General features: G+C 34.4%; 15 protein-coding genes. 5 read left to right on the forward strand and 10 right to left on the reverse strand.

The window, feature by feature from the left end; all coding sequences use genetic code 11:
- Positions 1–39 precede the first annotated feature (39 nt).
- Positions 40–921 carry a lysophospholipid acyltransferase family protein gene (locus GQR94_RS19495; protein WP_158978398.1) on the reverse strand — a complete coding sequence of 294 codons (882 nt, stop codon included), beginning with the start codon at positions 919–921 and terminating at the stop codon, positions 40–42.
- A gap of 58 nt (positions 922–979) precedes the next feature.
- On the opposite strand from GQR94_RS19495, the gene GQR94_RS19500 reads away from it, so the two are divergent.
- Together GQR94_RS19500 and GQR94_RS19505 are read left to right on the forward strand one after the other, a co-directional pair.
- Complete coding sequence (locus GQR94_RS19500; protein ID WP_158979709.1) at positions 980–1,630, forward strand: rhomboid family intramembrane serine protease; 651 nt, start codon at positions 980–982, stop codon at positions 1,628–1,630.
- A gap of 131 nt (positions 1,631–1,761) precedes the next feature.
- Positions 1,762–3,399 (forward strand): hypothetical protein, encoded by a 1,638-nt coding sequence (locus GQR94_RS19505; protein WP_158978400.1) that lies wholly within the window; start codon positions 1,762–1,764, stop codon positions 3,397–3,399.
- A 79-nt stretch (positions 3,400–3,478) separates the two neighbouring features.
- Here the strand turns inward: GQR94_RS19505 and GQR94_RS19510 are convergent, their stop codons facing one another.
- On the reverse strand, positions 3,479–4,591 hold the full coding sequence (locus tag GQR94_RS19510; protein WP_158978402.1) for a TlpA disulfide reductase family protein: 1,113 nt from the start codon (positions 4,589–4,591) through the stop codon (positions 3,479–3,481).
- 101 nt (positions 4,592–4,692) lie between these two features.
- A complete protein-coding gene (locus GQR94_RS19515; protein WP_158978404.1) occupies positions 4,693–5,205 on the reverse strand; it encodes a hypothetical protein in 513 nt (170 codons plus the stop codon).
- Positions 5,206–5,297: 92 nt separating this feature from the next.
- On the opposite strand from GQR94_RS19515, the gene GQR94_RS19520 reads away from it, so the two are divergent.
- On the forward strand, positions 5,298–8,207 hold the full coding sequence (locus GQR94_RS19520; RefSeq protein WP_158979711.1) for an FAD-binding and (Fe-S)-binding domain-containing protein: 2,910 nt from the start codon (positions 5,298–5,300) through the stop codon (positions 8,205–8,207).
- On the opposite strand, the gene GQR94_RS19525 is transcribed toward GQR94_RS19520, so the two are convergent.
- Positions 8,199–9,068, reverse strand: a complete 870-nt coding sequence (locus tag GQR94_RS19525) for a UDP-2,3-diacylglucosamine diphosphatase (RefSeq protein ID WP_158978406.1) — start codon at positions 9,066–9,068, stop codon at positions 8,199–8,201. The two genes, GQR94_RS19520 and GQR94_RS19525, sit on opposite strands and share 9 nt — an antisense overlap.
- A gap of 192 nt (positions 9,069–9,260) precedes the next feature.
- Between GQR94_RS19525 and aroC the strand changes: the two genes are divergently transcribed.
- Entirely contained in the window at positions 9,261–10,325 is a 1,065-nt protein-coding gene (aroC, locus tag GQR94_RS19530; RefSeq protein WP_158978408.1) for a chorismate synthase, read from the forward strand.
- 60 nt (positions 10,326–10,385) lie between these two features.
- On the forward strand, positions 10,386–11,687 hold the full coding sequence (locus GQR94_RS19535; protein ID WP_158978410.1) for a dicarboxylate/amino acid:cation symporter: 1,302 nt from the start codon (positions 10,386–10,388) through the stop codon (positions 11,685–11,687).
- A gap of 160 nt (positions 11,688–11,847) precedes the next feature.
- On the opposite strand, the gene GQR94_RS19540 is transcribed toward GQR94_RS19535, so the two are convergent.
- Genes GQR94_RS19540 through GQR94_RS19565 form a run of 6 tightly spaced genes read right to left on the reverse strand, consistent with a single transcriptional unit; the run spans position 11,848 to position 18,100 of the window.
- Positions 11,848–13,542 carry a bifunctional alpha/beta hydrolase/class I SAM-dependent methyltransferase gene (locus GQR94_RS19540; protein WP_158978412.1) on the reverse strand — a complete coding sequence of 565 codons (1,695 nt, stop codon included), beginning with the start codon at positions 13,540–13,542 and terminating at the stop codon, positions 11,848–11,850.
- Positions 13,539–14,849 (reverse strand): phosphatase PAP2 family protein, encoded by a 1,311-nt coding sequence (locus GQR94_RS19545; protein ID WP_158978414.1) that lies wholly within the window; start codon positions 14,847–14,849, stop codon positions 13,539–13,541. The genes GQR94_RS19540 and GQR94_RS19545 overlap by 4 nt, the downstream gene beginning before the upstream one ends.
- Complete coding sequence (locus GQR94_RS19550; RefSeq protein ID WP_158978416.1) at positions 14,831–15,586, reverse strand: SDR family oxidoreductase; 756 nt, start codon at positions 15,584–15,586, stop codon at positions 14,831–14,833. The genes GQR94_RS19545 and GQR94_RS19550 overlap by 19 nt, the downstream gene beginning before the upstream one ends.
- Before the next feature lie 59 nt (positions 15,587–15,645).
- Positions 15,646–16,689: a patatin-like phospholipase family protein gene (locus tag GQR94_RS19555; RefSeq protein WP_158978418.1), complete on the reverse strand. Its 1,044-nt coding sequence runs from the start codon at positions 16,687–16,689 to the stop codon at positions 15,646–15,648.
- A 3-nt stretch (positions 16,690–16,692) separates the two neighbouring features.
- Positions 16,693–17,508 carry a phosphatidate cytidylyltransferase gene (locus GQR94_RS19560; RefSeq protein ID WP_158978420.1) on the reverse strand — a complete coding sequence of 272 codons (816 nt, stop codon included), beginning with the start codon at positions 17,506–17,508 and terminating at the stop codon, positions 16,693–16,695.
- Positions 17,498–18,100: a CDP-alcohol phosphatidyltransferase family protein gene (locus GQR94_RS19565; protein ID WP_158978422.1), complete on the reverse strand. Its 603-nt coding sequence runs from the start codon at positions 18,098–18,100 to the stop codon at positions 17,498–17,500. Before GQR94_RS19565 ends, GQR94_RS19560 begins: the two co-directional genes overlap by 11 nt.
- Between the last annotated feature and the right edge of the window lie 95 nt (positions 18,101–18,195).

Consider the following 18,195-nt stretch of genomic DNA (forward strand, 5'->3'; position numbering starts at 1 on the left):
AAAAGGAGTAATTTTCATTGAAAATTACTCCTTTTTTATTTAATGCTGATCTGCTTTATCTCTGTGTTTCCAACGACGGTGTGTCCATAAATAATGTTCTGGCCGTTCTCTTATTTGTTGTTCTGTTAAACGAAGAAACTTATCCGTAATCTCATGTTCCTCTGTAGATTTCCCTGCTGTGGTAATCGGGATAAATTCTGCCTTATAATACCCCCTTTTTACTTTAGATACTTTTAAAAAGACTACAGCTAAATCCATTTTACGTGCCATGGTTTCCGCACCGCTAAACACAGGAACTTTAATCCCCATAAATTCTGTCCAATAAGGTGCTCGGTGCGCCTGAGGAGATTGATCACTAACCATTCCGTACGCACTGCTAACGCCATCGCGCACATTTCTCACCACAGTTTTTACCGTTTCCTCTTGAGTGATTAATTCGGTATTCCAACGAGCTCTTACTTTCCTGATCCAATGATCAAAGTATTTATTAGCCACTTTTTGGTATACAGCATAACCCTTAAAGTCTACATAATTATTGATGCTTACATTCCATTCCCAATTGGCATAATGTGCACATACAATTAAGACGCTTTTAGTTTTTCCTATCTCCTTCAAGACATCTAAATTTACAATATCATATCTTTTTTTTACATCGGCCTTAGATAATGCCATCGTCTTGATCATTTCCATGAACGTATCAATCAAATGGCTATAAAATTTACGTTGAATCTGTAAGAGTTCCTTTTCGTCCTTTTCAGGAAAAACAAGTTTAAGGTTTGAATACACCACTTTTTTACGGTACCCGAAGATGGTATATACTAGAAAAAACACAAAATCGGAGAGCCAATAAAAAGGTTTATAGGGTAATATTGAAATTAACCAAAGAATAGGGTAAACTAAAATAAATACTAATAACTGCATGCCAATAATTATAGCACAAATATAGTTATATTTGAAGTCAAACAGAACGTTTGATTATATGGATAATATTGATTTAGTTACTGTAGGCATTATTGCTATCAATGTATTAGTTTCTATTAAAGGTTTTAACGATACACGTTTTTTTGACCGGTATAAATTTAGCGTTGGAGCTATAAAATCTGGGCAAAAAGAGCGAATGTTGACCTCAGGTTTTTTACACGTAGATTTTTCACACCTATTTTTTAACTTGTTTACTTTATATTTTTTTGCTCCTGTCGTTATTCAATGGCTAGGTGCCGTAAAATTTGTTATTATTTATATCATTAGTTTGTTAGCAGGGAGTTTACTTTCCATGGTTTTTCACAAAAATGAAGATTACTACACAGCAGTAGGAGCAAGTGGTGCCGTTACAGGTGTTTTGTATGCTGCGATACTCCTACAACCAACGATGCAGTTAGGTATTATGTTTATCCCTATTCCTATACCCGCTTATGTGTTTGGAATTGGCTATCTCTTGTATTCTATTTACGGAATGAAAAGTAGGTTAGGAAATATTGGGCATACAGCACATTTTGGTGGTGCTATTGGCGGTTATGTTACCACATTACTATTCTTACCTGGTTTATTCGAAAAGGATCCACTAATGGTAGGTTTATTAGCCATTCCTATTATCGCATTATTCATCCTTCAAAAATTAGGTAAAATTTAATTTAGTCCATACTTATTCCACGGTCACCCAAAGAATAACGACCATTCATCGAAAATCACCTGGTATAGAAACATATTTTCATAATTTCGCCGTTAATAGAGTACCCAAACTCTTATTCAACCTACTTAATTATGAGAAAAGTTTCCCCTGTACTAGCTTTTATGCTGGTTTTAATTGCTTCATGTTCTGAAAAAACAACTGTTTATGGTGAAAATGAAAGCAATGTAAGTGTACAAGACAATCAAGATTTTTTAAATAAAAGCATTAATTATGAGAATGCTGGTGTTATAGATATTTCTAGCGAAGAGGAACTATCTGGCAAAACCAGTAAAGATGGAGATGCGCTCGCGGGCGATTACCCACTTTCGTTAATTGCACAAATTACACCACCGAGTTTTGCTGGTGGCGAAAATTTAACAGCTACGCATGTAAATATTGTAGATGATATCGCTTATGTATCTTACAATACCGTAGAATCTGATTACGTTGGTGCTATAGATGCTATTGATGTTAGCGATCCTTACAGTCCGCAAATTACATCAAGGTTGTATTACGCCAATGCAGACATCAATGCAATCGCATATGATAGCGGATATATTTATATTGTAGGTGGCGTTGATTCAGAAAAATCAGCTACAGCAAGTACCAACTCATTTGTTGCCAAAATACCATCTACCAATGGAAAAATTGATATCAACGGCGGAATTACTTATGGTTTTCAAGAAGGTTTTATAGGTACTGATATTGCTATAGATGGAAATAACATTTATGTTACAAGCGGAAAAGATGGTGTATTAGCTGTTTACGATAAAAGTAGCGTGGAACTGATGGATGAAACACCATTAACCGATTTACGCTCGGTTACTATTGCAAATAATAATATTGCGGTTTTAGATGCAAGCAAAGGAGTTTCTATTTTTGATACGAACTTTTCACTTATCAAAGAAATAGCAATTTCTTCCGATTTTGGTATTGCTTCCAAAAGGACATTAGATTTTTCACAAGATAAAATTTATGTTTCAGAAGGTTCTAAAGGAGCAGGCATATACAATGCAACGTCTGGAGCATTTATAGAATACATCTCCATTTTAATAAATCCTGAAGGGTCTGATGCTTCAGATAATGTCACCAATGCTGTAGCAGTTAATGAAAATGCTATTTTAATGGCTAATGGTGGTGCTGGACTATCTCTTTCGGAAGAGGCTACGGATAGTAGATCACCAGTAGGGATTATAGACTTAGATGGTTCTATTAATTTCGTGGCATCAAAAGGTGATTATATTTTTGCCGCCTCAGGTACTGCAGGTTTGCAGATTATTAAAATGAATAAACCGGATCAAAGTTTAGAAAGTAAATGTGAAGAGTTAACCTCGTATAGAGGCAGTTCTACCATAACAGTACCCGCTAATGAAATTATGGCTTATCAAGGTTCTAAACGATTACAACAGATAAATGTCGCTGGTGATTTACTATTGTGTGGAACTTGGACCGTGAGTAATGATATTACCTTAGATGCTAGTAGTTTGTTTGAAATGAAAGGGTCTGTCATCGTAGGAAATAATAGAAGCACTAATAATATTACAGTTGCTACTAATGCCGCCTTAAGAATTGAAGGTGATTTAGTAATTTATGGAGATTTAATATTGGAAGAAGGTGCTACTTTAGATTTCCTTGGCTCTAGCTCTAGAGTGTACATTACAGGTACCGTTACTAAGGCCGAAACGGCAGAAGTAACCGGTGAGTACAATGATCTATTGAAAAAGTTTTAAACCGTAAAAAAAGAACATAAAAAAGCTCCAATTTGAAATTCAAATTGGAGCTTTTTCTATTTTAGAACCTTTTAGGGAATTAGATGTTTCCCATAAGTTCTGCAATCTTACTTTCTAATTCTGGACCTCTTAAGTCTTTTGCTATAATTACGCCATTTTCATCTAAAATGAACATTGCAGGAATAGCTCTTACATTATATAATTTAGCAATTTCATCAAAATACTGTATGTTAGAAACATGGTTCCATGTTAAGCTATCCGCAGCAATAGCACCCGTCCATTCTTCTTTAGTTTTATCTAAAGAAACTCCTAAAATACTCAGTCCGCTATCTTTATATTTATTATAAACACGCACTAAATTAGGGTTTTCAGCTCTACATGGTCTGCACCATCCAGCCCAAAAATCAACAATTGTAACTTTTCCTAAAGCATCTTTTAAAGCTAATTGTTTTCCATCAGGAGTAGGAGCAGAAAAATCTGGAGCTTTAGATCCTATTGCTGTACTTTTTGTACTCGCTAACTGCTTTTCAATTCTTTTGGCAGTTGCTGTTGCTTTCATTTCAGGAGTAAATGCGTCATAAATCTTACTTACTTCCTCTTCAGACAAGCCTTTACTCATTAAAACTCGTTCTAAAATTAAAACAGAGACATATGCATTTGGATTCTCTTTAATATACGTAAGCTCAAAATTCTTTGCTTGTTCTTGCATTTCCATGCTTTCTGCCTGTAAAGCTTCCTGTGTAGCAACATCTCCTGAAGCTCTTGCTTTTTCAAAATCACTACGCATAGACATAGCACGCTTAGAAAAAGACCTACTATTATCTAAAAACTTACCAAATAATTCATTTTGCTCTGTTCCTTCAACTTTAGCAAAGCCTAAACTGTCTTTTTGGAACGTAACATCAATTGTTCCTTTCTCTATCATTACTGGAATATTTCCTTGAAGTTTATCAATAAAAATATACTGTAGGTCTAAAGAATCTACTTTACCTGTAAAAACAAACTTGCCATTCTCAACGGTAGTAGTATCTACATCTACTGGTTGGTTAACTTCGTTTATTTTTTTAAGAAATACTTTTGTCCCGTTTTCTATATCACCGCTAACCTTCGCTTCAATAGAAAATCCGTCAGGATTACTATTACAAGATACTAATAGAGCAGTGGTAAATAATCCTAATATTATTTTTTTCATTATAATTTTTAAATTTAATTCTCGCAAATGTAATTATATATTGTTATTAAAAAAAAGACTATCTAATACATTCATATTCTTAGCTTTAATAAATTTTGACTTTAGAATTGATATCTAATCCCTAATCCGATATCAAAATCAAAACTATCTGAAAACTCACTATAGCCCAAAAGGCCAATTTCGGGACGCATATCTAAAGAAATTACTAATGGGAAATCAAAATTATATTCCACACCAATATTTCCTGCTGCAAACACAAAAAGTCCGCCATCTACTTCTTCTCCATTTGGATTTGTATCTGAAGGTCTGCGTTCAAAATTTACATTCCCTAAACCACCACCAACACCATAATACCAATTAAAATCACCGTCTAAAGGTAAAACCCATTCATATAAACCAGATAATTTGAAGGCATCATAAGCGCGACTATCTCTAAATCCTAAATTGACCTCTAAGCGATTACTTCTACTTAAAGATTTTTGATACGATATTTCGGCTCCTAAACCATCACTATCTCCAAGTCGCAAACCAATTGTATGGTCAGACATGCTTTGAGCACTCATAAACATGGGGAAAGTTAAAAGGAAAAGTAGGGTAAATTTTAACAATTTCATTATTTTTTATTTAAATATTAACACCAAAAATAGGACTTTACTTGCGTTCTGTAGTTAATAAAAACTTAATTTCGCATCAAATTATTTTTACATTGGAAACTGCAGCATTACACAAACTCAAAGAAAGTTTAGAAGGGGAATTAAGAGTAGACAAACTTTCAAAAGCACTATACTCCACAGACGCATCTGTTTACAGAAAAACACCTTTAGCTGTAGCTTTTCCGAAAAGCACTGCTGACATTCAAAAATTAATCCTTTTTGCTAAAGAAAATACCATTGGATTAATACCAAGAACTGCTGGTACTTCACTAGCAGGGCAATGTGTGGGCGATGGTATTGTAGTAGATGTTTCTGTACATTTTACTAAAATTATCTCTGTTGACAAAGAAAAAATGCAAGTTACTGTACAGCCAGGAGTTATACGTGATGAGTTAAATACTTACTTAGAGCCTTTTGGATTATTTTTTGGACCAAATACATCTACAGCAAACAGATGTATGATTGGTGGAATGGTAGGAAATAATTCCTCCGGAACAACCTCCATACGTTACGGCATCACTAGAGAGTACACCTCTAGCTTAAAAACAATACTGTCCAACGGAGAAGAGGCCGAATTTAAGGGTTTATCAACTGACGAATTTTTAGCTAAAACCCAATTGAACTCTTTTGAAGGCGCTATCTATAAAAATCTTTACAAAGAACTTTCCGATAAAGAAACTCAAGAAGAAATTACTAGGGAATTTCCAAAACCACAAATTCATAGAAGAAATACAGGATATGCCATAGATGAATTACTAAAAAGCAATGTGTTTGGTGGTAAAAATGAATTAATAAATGTTTGTGAATTATTAAGTGGAAGTGAAGGTACATTAGCTTTTACCACTGAAATTACCTTACAATTAGTGCCATTGCCTCCTAAATTATCTGCAATGGTCGTAACGCATTACCGCAGTCTTGAAGACTGCTTAAGTGATGTTGCTCCTGCAATGCAACACAATTTGCATACGTGTGAGATGATGGATAGAACTATTCTGGATTGCACGAAAAACAATAGAGAACAATTCAAAAACAGATTTTTTGTTTCCGGTGATCCCGCGGCGCTTTTAATGCTAGAAGTAAAGTCTGATTCCGAAGAAGACCTAAAACACCAAATAGAAGCTTTATTAGATACCATTAATAAATCTGGATTGAGTTATGCTAATCCTATTCTAAACGCGACTGAAGGTAAGATGGCGGCCGAATTACGTAAAGCCGGACTAGGCTTGTTAGGAAATATCGTAGGAGATAAAAAGGCGGTTGCGTGTATTGAAGACACAGCAGTTGCTGTTGAAGATTTAAAAGATTTTATCGGGGAGTTTACTCAGATAATGGCGGGATACAAGCAAAACGCTGTATACTACGCACACGCTGGTGCTGGAGAATTACATTTACGCCCCATGCTTAATCTAAAAAAATCTGATGATGTTCATTTATTTAGAGCTATTACAACAGATGTAGCGAAGCTGACCAAAAAATATAGAGGCTCTTTTAGCGGAGAACATGGGGATGGTATTGTTAGAGCAGAATTTATCCCTTTAATGATAGGAGCTAAAAATTATGCGCTTTTAAAGCGGGTAAAAACATACTTTGATCCTACAAACATATTTAATCCAGGCAAAATAGTAGATGCATTCCCTATGGATGAATCACTGCGTTATGATATTGATAGAAAAGAGCCAGAGGTAAAAACTCTTTTAGATTTTTCTGATAGTGAAGGAATATTAAAAGCGGCCGAAAAATGCAATGGGAGTGGTGATTGCAGAAAAACACACCATAGTGCAGGAGGGATGTGCCCGAGTTATCATGCTACTAAAAACGAAAAAGATACCACAAGAGGTAGAGCTAATGCATTAAGAGAGTTTCTAACCACATCTGAAGCGCCAAATAAGTTCAATCAGAAAGAATTAAAAGAAGCTTTTGATTTGTGCTTAAGCTGTAAGGCTTGCGCAAGTGAATGCCCGAGTAATGTTGATGTTGCTACTTTGAAAACAGAATTTCTACACCAGCACCAAGAAGCAAACGGATACCCATTACGAGGAAAATTATTTGCCTACAACACAAAATTGAATAAATTAGGAAGTAAAGTCTCCGGCTTGACTAATTTCATTTACGATTCAAGTTTCTTTGGCGGATTACTAAAAAGCTCTGCTGGAGTTGCTAAAGAACGGAGCATGCCAAAAGTATATAATTTTAATTTCAATAAACACCTTCAACTATTTAAAAATCAAAGTACTATAACTAAAAAAAGTATTGTACTTTATATTGATGAATTTACAAATTACATGGATATAGATTTGGGTAAAGATGCTATTGAAGTGCTTACCAAATTAGGCTATGAAGTTCAATTATTTTATGCAGAAAGCGGAAGAACATACATCTCTAAGGGCTTTTTAAAACAAGCCAAGAAACTTGCCCTTGAAAACATTCAGGAACTAAAAATATTTGCAGATAAAAATATTCCAGTGATCGGCTTAGAGCCATCCGCTGTGTTAACTTTTCGAGATGAATACAAACGTTTTTCTGTAGCTAAAGATGTCACCACAAAAATTGCAGCCAATTGCTATCTAATTGAAGAATTTTTAGCCAATGAAATAACAGCAGGAGCACTAAGCGCTGATTTATTTACGACAGAAGCTAAAAAGGTTAAAATACACAGCCATTGCCATCAAAAATCCTTATCGAATCAGAAAGTAACTTTCGATATTTTAAACCTTCCAAAAAACTATGAAGTGTCCATAATCACTTCAGGCTGTTGTGGTATGGCCGGATCTTTTGGATATGAAAAAGAACATTACGAGGTAAGCATGCAGATTGGAGAATTAAAATTATTCCCTGCTGTACGCAAATCACCGGAAGACACCATCATATCTGCTAATGGCACAAGTTGTCGCCATCAAATACATGATGGTACGAAAAGACAAGCCAAGCATCCAATTACAATTTTAAAAGAAGCTTTACTCTAAGGTGCTTTCCTCAAGTGAAGAAGAACCCTTTTCTGCATCCTTCTTAAATGTAATAGAAGCAATTAGTTCATTGATATCTAATTGCTTCAACTCTTCATCCGCAAAAAAAGGGGAGAGTTTATCGTTATTATAATGATACACTTTCCATCTTTTAAAGGAATATTCTAAAGCAGTAAGATTTTCTACCCAATCTCCCGAATTTAAATAAATACACTGTCCGTTTTTATTTTCGTACAGCTCTTTTTTGGGTTGATGAATGTGTCCGCAAACCACATAATCATATCCATTTTCAATAGCTAGATCTGCTGCCGTTTTTTCAAAGTCATTCACATATTTAATCGCCCCTTTTACGCTATTCTTTATGCGCTTCGATAGCGAATATTTCTCTCTTCCCATTTTTGTTAAACACCAATTCATACATCGGTTTATCAAAATTAGAAAGTCATAACCATACCCGCCTAGCTTCGCCAACCATTTTGCATTTTGTATGGAGGCATCAAAAACATCGCCATGAAAAAACCAAGTCTTTTTGCCATTTAAATCCAACACAAGCTTATCTACAATACTTACATATCCTATTGAAGTATCACTAAACTTACGAAGCATTTCGTCATGATTTCCAGTGATATATGTCACTTCAACACCGTTAGATGCCATGCCAATAATTTTCTTTAAAACCTTTAAATGCGAAGGAGGAAAATACCGTTTACTAAATTGCCAGATATCAATAATATCCCCGTTTAGGATGAGTTTTTTTGGTTGAATACTGCTTAAATATGAAATTAATTCATCAGCATGACAACCATATGTACCTAAGTGTACATCTGAAATTACGACAACATCAACTTTTCTCTTTTTCAAAATTTCTCGTTTTTACAAAATTAAAGGAGAGTACTTAAAGTTACCATCATTTGAAAATCAACATTATATCAGCTAATCGTTAAATATTTATTATGTAATTTCCTACAAAGTAAATTTTATATTAAGAGTACGCTAAGTTTGGCTTTATATGAATTTAGAATTACCTTTGAAACTGTTAAATTTTAAGAAGAAATGGCAGGAAATACATACGGAACTATTTTTAAACTTTCCACCTTTGGAGAATCACATGGTGTTGCAATTGGTGGAGTTATAGATGGTTGTCCAGCAGGTATCACATTAGATTTAAATGAAATTCAGAATGAATTAAATAGACGTAAGCCAGGACAGTCTGCCATTGTTACCCAACGTAAAGAACCAGATACCGTAGAATTTTTCTCTGGTATTTTTGAAGGAGTCACCACAGGAACTCCAATAGGCTTTGCTATACACAACACCAATCAGAAATCTCACGATTACACGCATATTAAAGATTCTTACAGACCTTCCCATGCCGATTATGTGTACGATCAAAAATATGGCTTTCGTGACTATCGCGGAGGTGGTCGCAGTTCTGCGCGTGAAACAGCAAGTAGAGTAGTTGCAGGCGCTATAGCAAAACAGTTTGTAAGTACGATTAAAATTAATGCTTTTGTATCTCAAGTAGGCACCCTAAAATTAGAGAAAAGCTATCAAGATTTAGACTTTTCATTAATAGAAAGCAATCCTGTTCGTTGTCCAGATCCTTCCACTGCATTAAAAATGGAAGATTACATAAAAAAAATCAAAAAAGAAGGAGATACCATAGGAGGTATAATCACCTGTGTGATACAAAATGTACCCATTGGTCTTGGAGAACCTGTTTTTGACAAGCTTCATGCAGAACTTGGTAAAGCCATGCTTTCCATCAATGCCGTAAAAGGTTTTGAATACGGTAGTGGTTTTGAAGGTGTCACTCAAAAAGGTAGCGATCATAACGATCAATACAACTCAGACGGAACTACAAAAACCAACAATAGCGGGGGTATCCAAGGAGGTATTTCTAACGGCATGGATATTTACTTTAATGTTGCTTTTAAACCCGTTGCGACCGTAATACAACCTTACGAAACTATTGATAAAGAAGGGAATATGATTCAAACACAGGGAAAAGGACGTCACGACCCTTGTGTAGTGCCCAGAGCAGTACCTATAGTTGAAGCAATGGCTGCAATTGTATTGGCTGATTTTACTTTATTGAACAGAACGATAAAATTATAGTTCGGGATTTGGAAAATTAAGGTGCAATACTGTATCTTTCTGTCCTAAACTAATTATTTTATGAAGAAATTGGAATTGCATTGGCAAATTTTAATAGGCATGTTCGCCGGAGTATTATTTGCATTTATAATGGTTCAATTTGAATGGGGAGCAAAATTTGTCTCAGATTGGATAAAACCTTTTGGAAATATTTTTATTAACTCACTAAAACTTATTGCAGTTCCTTTAATCCTTGCCTCATTAATTAAAGGTGTTTCTGACTTAAAAGACATCTCTAAACTCTCGCAAATGGGAGGAAGGACAATCGGAATTTATATTGTTACTACTATAATTGCTGTTTCTATAGGATTAGCTGTAGTCAATATTATTAAACCTGGAAAATCTATTTCAGAAGAAACAAGAATCAGCTTAGTAGAAAACTATAAAGGGGATGCAGATTCCAGAATAGCCCAAGCACACAAACAAGAAGAATCTGGACCCTTACAAGCCTTAGAAGATATTGTTCCAAGCAATATTTTTAAAGCCGCAAGTGATAACGGAAATATGCTTCAGGTCATTTTCTTCGCTATTTTCTTTGGAATAGGATTAATACTTATTCCTGAAGAACAATCTACGCCTGTTAAAAAATTCTTTGATGGTTTTAATGAAGTTATTCTTAAACTAATCGATTTGATCATGCTTGCTGCTCCTTTTGGGGTTTTTGCCTTATTAGCAGCGTTAGTGGTAGAATCACCAAGCCTAGATCTATTTAAAGCCTTAGGCTGGTATGCATTATGTGTTGTCATTGGTTTATTCCTGATGATTTGCGTATACCTTGGGTTTGTTTGGATATTTACAAGGAAATCGCCTTCATTTTTCTTAAAGGGAATTTCTCCTGCACAGCTATTGGCATTCTCTACTAGTTCTAGTGCAGCAACATTACCCGTAACTATGGAACGTGTTGAAGAGCATTTAGGTGTTGATGAAGAGGTAACAAGTTTTGTTCTGCCTATTGGTGCTACTATTAATATGGATGGCACAAGCCTATACCAAGCGGTGGCCGCTATTTTTATAGCACAGGCCTTTGGTATGGATTTAGATTTATGGGCACAATTGGGGATTATCGTTACAGCAACCTTAGCTTCTATTGGAAGTGCTGCTGTTCCTGGTGCAGGAATGGTGATGCTGGTTATTGTACTTTCTCAAGCGGGAATTCCAGAAGCAGGTCTTGCATTGATTTTCGCAGTAGACAGGCCTTTAGATATGTGTAGAACCGTAGTTAACGTTACTGGAGATGCTGCTGTTTCTATGATGGTTGCCAAGTCTGTAGACAAACTACATGATCCTAAAGAGAAAAATTGGGATGATAATTATAAAGCTTAAAAACAATTGTTTATATAAATAAAAAAAGAGTCCTATTTGGACTCTTTTTTTATTTCTTCTACTGAAATTTTCTAGGTATAAGAATAAGCTAAATACACTTCTAAGTATAGTTAAAATGAAATACACTCATTAACTTTAGCTAAAACTTACCATAGGTATCTTAAGCATTTACTTTTGCAGATGAAACCGTAAATATTCCAAAGTCATCAATCAACATTGTTTCTTTTTGGATGCCATTATACGCCATCATACGATCTAATTCTTTTTGAGACCTTCTTCGCATCACCCAATTTTTCTTTTGATGACTATTTAAAACATAGGCAATCATTTTTAATTGTGGATGCCAAGGTTGGCCTGTGTACACCACTGCAGCATTCTTTTCGGCTACAGATTGTATTCCCGCAAGGGCTTTACTCGCCATTTCATTATCACCAAAGAGTTCTAAAATGCCCGATACAATAATAATATTTGGCTCAAAATTGATTTTCGTATACGTTTCCGGGTCAAAACAATCAAAATCTGTAAATCGTACGTTCTTATAACCTTTACTGTCAATAACTTTCTGTCCTATCTCAATATTCTCTTTTACAAATTCATTGATTACAATTTCTGCCTCAGGGTACTTATCTTTAATATCAAAAAGGTAATTTCCGGTACCACCTGCAACGTCCAAAATTTTAATCGTACGGCCTTCTTTTATCAAGTGCGCTATATTCTTCTCTAGAAGTTGTAATAAATGCTGCTTTCGTATTCTAATACCTCTCCAGCCTATTGCTTCTAGGTAATTTTTATCCATCATGGTTCCAAAACCTAATTTTCCTTTTGGTTCATTATGATACACATAATCTAGAGATGCTCCAGAATCAAAACCATGTTTTAGACCAATAGCCATTCCATTACTAATTTTTCCAATTTTACTCAAAGACCATTTTTGGAATTTGAAATTAAGATTATTACCTTCTTTATTCTGAAGGCTTTTATGTTCTACCATTGAAAATTGATCTGGCTCAAGGCTAAGCTTTTTCTGAGGGTGGTTAAAGCTTTTTACCGCAAAAGCTTTGATTTTATCATAGACAACTTCTTTTTTAGTTTCAAACAAAATACCGTGAAAAAAGTCGGGTAAAACTTCAAGCTCCTTTAAATTTGTATCTAACTTATCAAAGAATATTTTTTGATCTTTATTAAATACTACTTTGTCTTTTTCCGCAGACAAAATAAGGGTTGGCGTATCTATAGCTTCTGCATCTTCTACTAAACGCTTACCCGCATCCGCTAAATCTATTAATAATTTTGCATCAATAGATCTTGTAATTAACGAATCGGTATCATAGGCCTTCTGCTGCGCTACATCATGCGTAAGCATTGTAGACTTTACGTAACTTTTTATAACCAACTCTTTATTTAATTTAGTTCCAAGCGTAATCATTTCGTTTGCTAGAGGAACAATGAGGTTGATTCTAAAAGCTGGCGCAAGCAATGCCATTCCTGCAATATTTGGCGCATAATCATGAACCCAAGCAGAAGCAATGACCCCGCCAATACTGTTGGCTATAACAAAAATATCATTACTCGGTATAGTGTATGTTGATTTTAAATAGTGCGCAAAAGCATCTAAATCTCTTACATAATCCATAAAAACAGAAGAAGTCGCTGTCTTCGTATGGCCATGACCACGAAGATCAAAAGCAAAAATATTGTATTCTGAAAACTGAGAAGAAGTAGCAATATCATTTAAACGCTCAGAATGCTCATGACCACGGTGAATGATGATAACACTCTTTTGAGATGGTTTGAAATTCCATTTACGATAAAATATTTCGCTTCCATCAAAACTATTAAAATGTCCATTGCTCATATATTGATTGTCTTTAAAAAATCCTGTACATAGCGATGTATTACAGCATTTTTGTGGGTGGTTTTTATTTTTACTATTGCTTCGTCTAAAGGTAAAGATAGAATATTTTTTACAACAAGAATTCCTATAAATGTACTTCTACTAAGCCCCATAGTACAGTGAATTAGTATTTTTCCGTCTTTAGGCAATTCCTTGTAATGTGTTGTTATTTCTAATACGATTCTTTTAATTTCCATAGCATCGAAAGCTCCGATATCCAATAAGGGAACAGCATGATATTGACAATTTTGTTTGATTGCTTTATTTTCTTCCAATTCTGCCGAAAAATCATACACTAAAGTGTTCTTGTTGCCTGTAAAATTTTGATATTCCGAATGATCAAGTCTTGACGAAATATAAAGATTTGGAATAAGCATAATGGGCTTTTTATTTTTCCTTAAAAATTTCCAGAAAAACCAATAGATTGCTAGATAAGGTGAATACAGTACTTTTTTATACCATGGAATAGCACCTAACTGATCCTTTAAAAAATGGACATTATTCTTCTGATAATTATAGCCCACCATAAACAACACAAGGGCAGGCCAAAATAAAATTAGCCCAATAGGATGTCCATATTCCACAACAACGAGCGTTAGTAATAGTATCGTCCATCCACCAAGAAAATAATAATTAGCAAGGTGAAAATTTCTTAATTGAAAATTAGTACCCTGTGCAGGAAAAACTATAAAACTTATTTGTGCTAAAACAGCTCCGGTAACAACATCAAGTAAATGATGTTGATAGGTGGTGAGTGTGGAAAGACCTAATAATACGAGCCATACTGCTGCCACATGTCGCCACGAATTTTTCAAATTTCTAAAGACCGACCAAAATACAAAAGCAAAAGCGATATGTAATGAAGGAGCTTCGTTATAAGGAGAATCTACTTTTTTAATAAATTGAAAGAAAAAATCGAATAAAATAGGAGTCGTCTCTGGCTTTACAAATGAAAATTTTAAAGGAAATAGTAGAAAAAATATTCCTGAAACCAGACAAATAAAGAGTATTCGCTTTGTCAATACCCTAAGCTCTTCCATTGTTTTACAAAGAAAAAAGACTAGGATAAAGAATACCCCACTAGTCATATAAGGTACAACCGTCCAAGAAACAAAAGGAATATACTTCTCTATACTAAAAACAAATGAAGGCACGTAATCTAACGTTGACGCATACCACGCATTCACATTATATAGCACACTAAATACCAAAGTGCAGAGCGCCGCAAGCTTTATTCTTGTGCCTAACGCTATTCTTGCTTCATCCATTTGGCTTTTTTAAACATAATAAGATTAAGAATAGGCGCGGGGAGTATGGATAAGAATGTCATCATCCATTTCATTTTTACAGGAAAAATAACTAACTTATTTTTAGCATCAATAGCGGCTACAATTTTTTTTGTAGCGACATCAAGCGGCACTAAAAAAGGCTTTTTACTCAAATCGTTGTTATTTAACTCTCTTAATTTTAAGGTATCAATGTATCCCGGAGCAATAGTAGTTACTGAAATTCCAAACGGTTTTAATGCTCTATGATAAGCATCGGCAATTTGAATTACTGAACGTTTTGTTTTCGTATAAAGACTAGAATTTTTATAATCTAAAATACCGGACACAGATGCAATTACCACAATATGACCAATTTTCTGATGCAGCATAGCAGTTCTTGCCACTTCAAAGCAATTAGTAGCTCCTAAAATATTGGTTTTAAGCATTTGTGCAGCATCTTCATACGAAATTTCACCAGCTACATCTTCCGCATAACTACCTGTGCAATTTATAAAAAGGTCCAGATTTTCAGTTTCAGTCAGAAAAGTATGTACAGTTTTTTTTAATGAGGACATTTCGCAAACATCTGCCTGATACGCAGCTACATTTGAAGGTTTATTTTCTAGAATTTTATCTAAATTTCTACCACAAACAGCCACACGATACCCTTTAACGCTATAATGTAGCGCTAATGAATATCCAATTCCAGAGGTTCCGCCGGCAATAAAAACATTCATATTTGGTAGGCTATTTTTATGAATTTATAAATGTAAGTTTTTCACGGCAATTAATAGAATTACTTTTCTTTTTGAATACTCTTCATGGTTTGCTGATAGCCGTAATCCCATTGTTTATCCATATCATTTTTAAAATCTTCGTAGGTTTTAGGATATTTAAAACAAATCTCGAAGTTCTTCCAATCTATACTTTTTTTGATGTAATGTCCTACTAAATCTTTCTTTATATGAATGGTATCAATTTGAAAATTACTGGCATGATTTTCAATTTCCTGTAATCGTTGGTTGCCACTATACCCAAGAACTGCGCGTACCAGCGCTTCTTCAACTGGACTGTAAGACTGTTTTTTTTCTATAATTACCGTTTTAGCTAGATGTTTAGCCAATTCAATAGGAATTAAATCAACAGCTCCTCCTGCAAAGTACGTATCCTCTAAGTACACTGGAGCTACGTAAAACATATCTGAAACAGAAATCCGTGCACTAACCAACATAGAGAGATTTGTTTTAATCTTTATGGATGCTGACACTGCACTATTTGTATAATTTTCGGAATTGATAGTAATTGCATTTAGGTCAATTTTACTTGCCGTTTCTTTATCTGTAAAAATCACTTTCTGATATAACTTTTCACCTTTTCTTTTTTGTCCTGTAAGTTTAGGATCAAAAAGAATTTGGGAACCTATAAAAAGTGTAGGTGTTTTTTGAGAAAACATTGTTGCTGTTAATTGCGGAAAATCTTTGGAAAAATCCTGAGACACATCTGCTAGGTATTTATGGAATACATCTTCCATAAGAGGTGCATTCTTTTTAGATAACAATTTCTGGAGTGAAAGAAGTCCTATTCTCGACAACTTCTTCTCTTTTGTTAGCCGATCTTTTGTTGCAAATTGATAGTATTCTTCCGATTTTAAATATTCCTTACGGGATTGGTTATCTGGAAAAGTAGTTATCACTGTTGCCGCAAAAGCACCTCCGCAAGTTGCAATAAGAACATCTGGTTTCATCTGCAACTCTTCTAATGCCGCATACATCCCAAGATATATCATTAATCGTGTGCCTCCTCCTGAAAGTATAAAAGCATTATTAAATTTATCTTCCATGGCTTAGCTTTTCAATAATAACGGTAGTACCCAAAAGAAAATAGGAGCATTAAAAATAAGACTATCCATTCTATCCATAAGTCCGCCATGCCCAGGCAGTAATTCGCCAGTGTCTTTCACGTTTGTTTTTCGTTTTAATAGGGACATAAAAACATCTCCAAAAAAACCTGAAATACCCAAAACAAAACCTAAAATCGCATGAATTAAAATGGTGGAAGGCAAAAGAAAATATCCTAAAATAATACTCAGTAGCATGGTGATGATTACCCCTCCGATAACACCTTCCCAAGTCTTATTGGGACTAATTTTAGGCATCACCTTATGGTTTCCAAAAAGCTTGCCCATAAAATATTGAAAGACATCATTTAATTCTGTAATAACAACTAAATAAACAAGCGCTTTTATTCCAAAAGCACTCTCTCTTAGATACAACAAATGTGGAAAAACAAGAAGACTTAAGCTTAGCCCTAAAACAATGCCAATACCTTGCTTTACGCTGACTTTCTGCATTAGAAAATAGAGAGAAAACATCGTTAAGAAAGCTATAGCATACAAGAAATAACGCTCAAAACTAAAAAAATAGATTAATGAAAATTGTACAATCCCTAGGATTAAAGCGGTAACAAGAAGGTTTGTCTTTATTTGAAACATTCTTAAGAATTCATAGAAAACCTGGTATCCAATCCAAGAAATAAAAAGTTTCATTGTTATAGAACTGGAAATAGATAAGGCAAAAACTGAAATAATATAACCCCATGTTTTTACCCTTAGCGGAACGTCAGAAAATTTATTTTCAGAATTGTTTACTTCAAGCTCCATGCAATGCTTTCTTAAGACGCGTAAAAGTACTAAGTACGAGCAATACTATAATTATTCCAAAAATGTATTTAGAATAACTCGAAAGGTTAACACCAAAGAATAGGAGTAGGCCATAAATACTTAAAAAGAAAGCACGATCACTTTTCCCCATCGGTCCGTCATTTCTACGTTCTTTTCCTATTACTTTTCCTAATACTCCTGCAAATTCATTAATGATACTTAATAAGATAAATACAATGATGATATAAAAACTCTCTGGTTGAAATTTCATCAATGGAAAGAAAATAATAACATCAGAAACTAAATCCCCCATTTCATTTAAGACCTCACCTAAGGGACTGGTTTGATTAAATTTTCTAGCCATCATGCCATCCAAGGCATTTAAAGCCATTCGCAACAGCAGTCCAATGGGTAAGCTTAAGAAAAACCAGTGTACCCTATCTGCGTTCCAGAACAATACTCCAATAACAAGAGATACTAAAATGGATGCTATCGTAATTTGATTTGCGGTTACATTACATTTGTGCAAAAAAATTAAAACAGGATTTAGAAGTTGTTGAAATTTGGGTTTTAATTTATAAATGGAAATCATGTAAGCTGCTTTTTTTCTACATTATATTCCAAATCTAAGTCTTTTTATTAGAAGTTTCTCTATATCATTGACTGCGCTAAAAAATACCAAGACAA

This window comes from Cellulophaga sp. L1A9, from assembly GCF_009797025.1.
GTDB lineage: Bacteria > Bacteroidota > Bacteroidia > Flavobacteriales > Flavobacteriaceae > Cellulophaga.

Excerpts from the sequence above, each read along its gene's own strand:
- GQR94_RS19495 (WP_158978398.1), bottom strand. The coding sequence starts at position 921 with ATGCAGTTATTAGTATTTATTTTAGTTTACCCTATTCTTTGGTTAATT.
- GQR94_RS19500 (WP_158979709.1), top strand. The coding sequence starts at position 980 with ATGGATAATATTGATTTAGTTACTGTAGGCATTATTGCTATCAATGTA.
- GQR94_RS19505 (WP_158978400.1), top strand. The coding sequence starts at position 1,762 with ATGAGAAAAGTTTCCCCTGTACTAGCTTTTATGCTGGTTTTAATTGCT.
- GQR94_RS19510 (WP_158978402.1), bottom strand. The coding sequence starts at position 4,591 with ATGAAAAAAATAATATTAGGATTATTTACCACTGCTCTATTAGTATCT.
- GQR94_RS19515 (WP_158978404.1), bottom strand. The coding sequence starts at position 5,205 with ATGAAATTGTTAAAATTTACCCTACTTTTCCTTTTAACTTTCCCCATG.
- aroC (WP_158978408.1), top strand. The coding sequence starts at position 9,261 with ATGGCAGGAAATACATACGGAACTATTTTTAAACTTTCCACCTTTGGA.
- GQR94_RS19535 (WP_158978410.1), top strand. The coding sequence starts at position 10,386 with ATGAAGAAATTGGAATTGCATTGGCAAATTTTAATAGGCATGTTCGCC.
- GQR94_RS19540 (WP_158978412.1), bottom strand. The coding sequence starts at position 13,542 with ATGAGCAATGGACATTTTAATAGTTTTGATGGAAGCGAAATATTTTAT.
- GQR94_RS19545 (WP_158978414.1), bottom strand. The coding sequence starts at position 14,849 with ATGGATGAAGCAAGAATAGCGTTAGGCACAAGAATAAAGCTTGCGGCG.
- GQR94_RS19550 (WP_158978416.1), bottom strand. The coding sequence starts at position 15,586 with ATGAATGTTTTTATTGCCGGCGGAACCTCTGGAATTGGATATTCATTA.
- GQR94_RS19555 (WP_158978418.1), bottom strand. The coding sequence starts at position 16,689 with ATGGAAGATAAATTTAATAATGCTTTTATACTTTCAGGAGGAGGCACA.
- GQR94_RS19560 (WP_158978420.1), bottom strand. The coding sequence starts at position 17,508 with ATGGAGCTTGAAGTAAACAATTCTGAAAATAAATTTTCTGACGTTCCG.
- GQR94_RS19565 (WP_158978422.1), bottom strand. The coding sequence starts at position 18,100 with ATGATTTCCATTTATAAATTAAAACCCAAATTTCAACAACTTCTAAAT.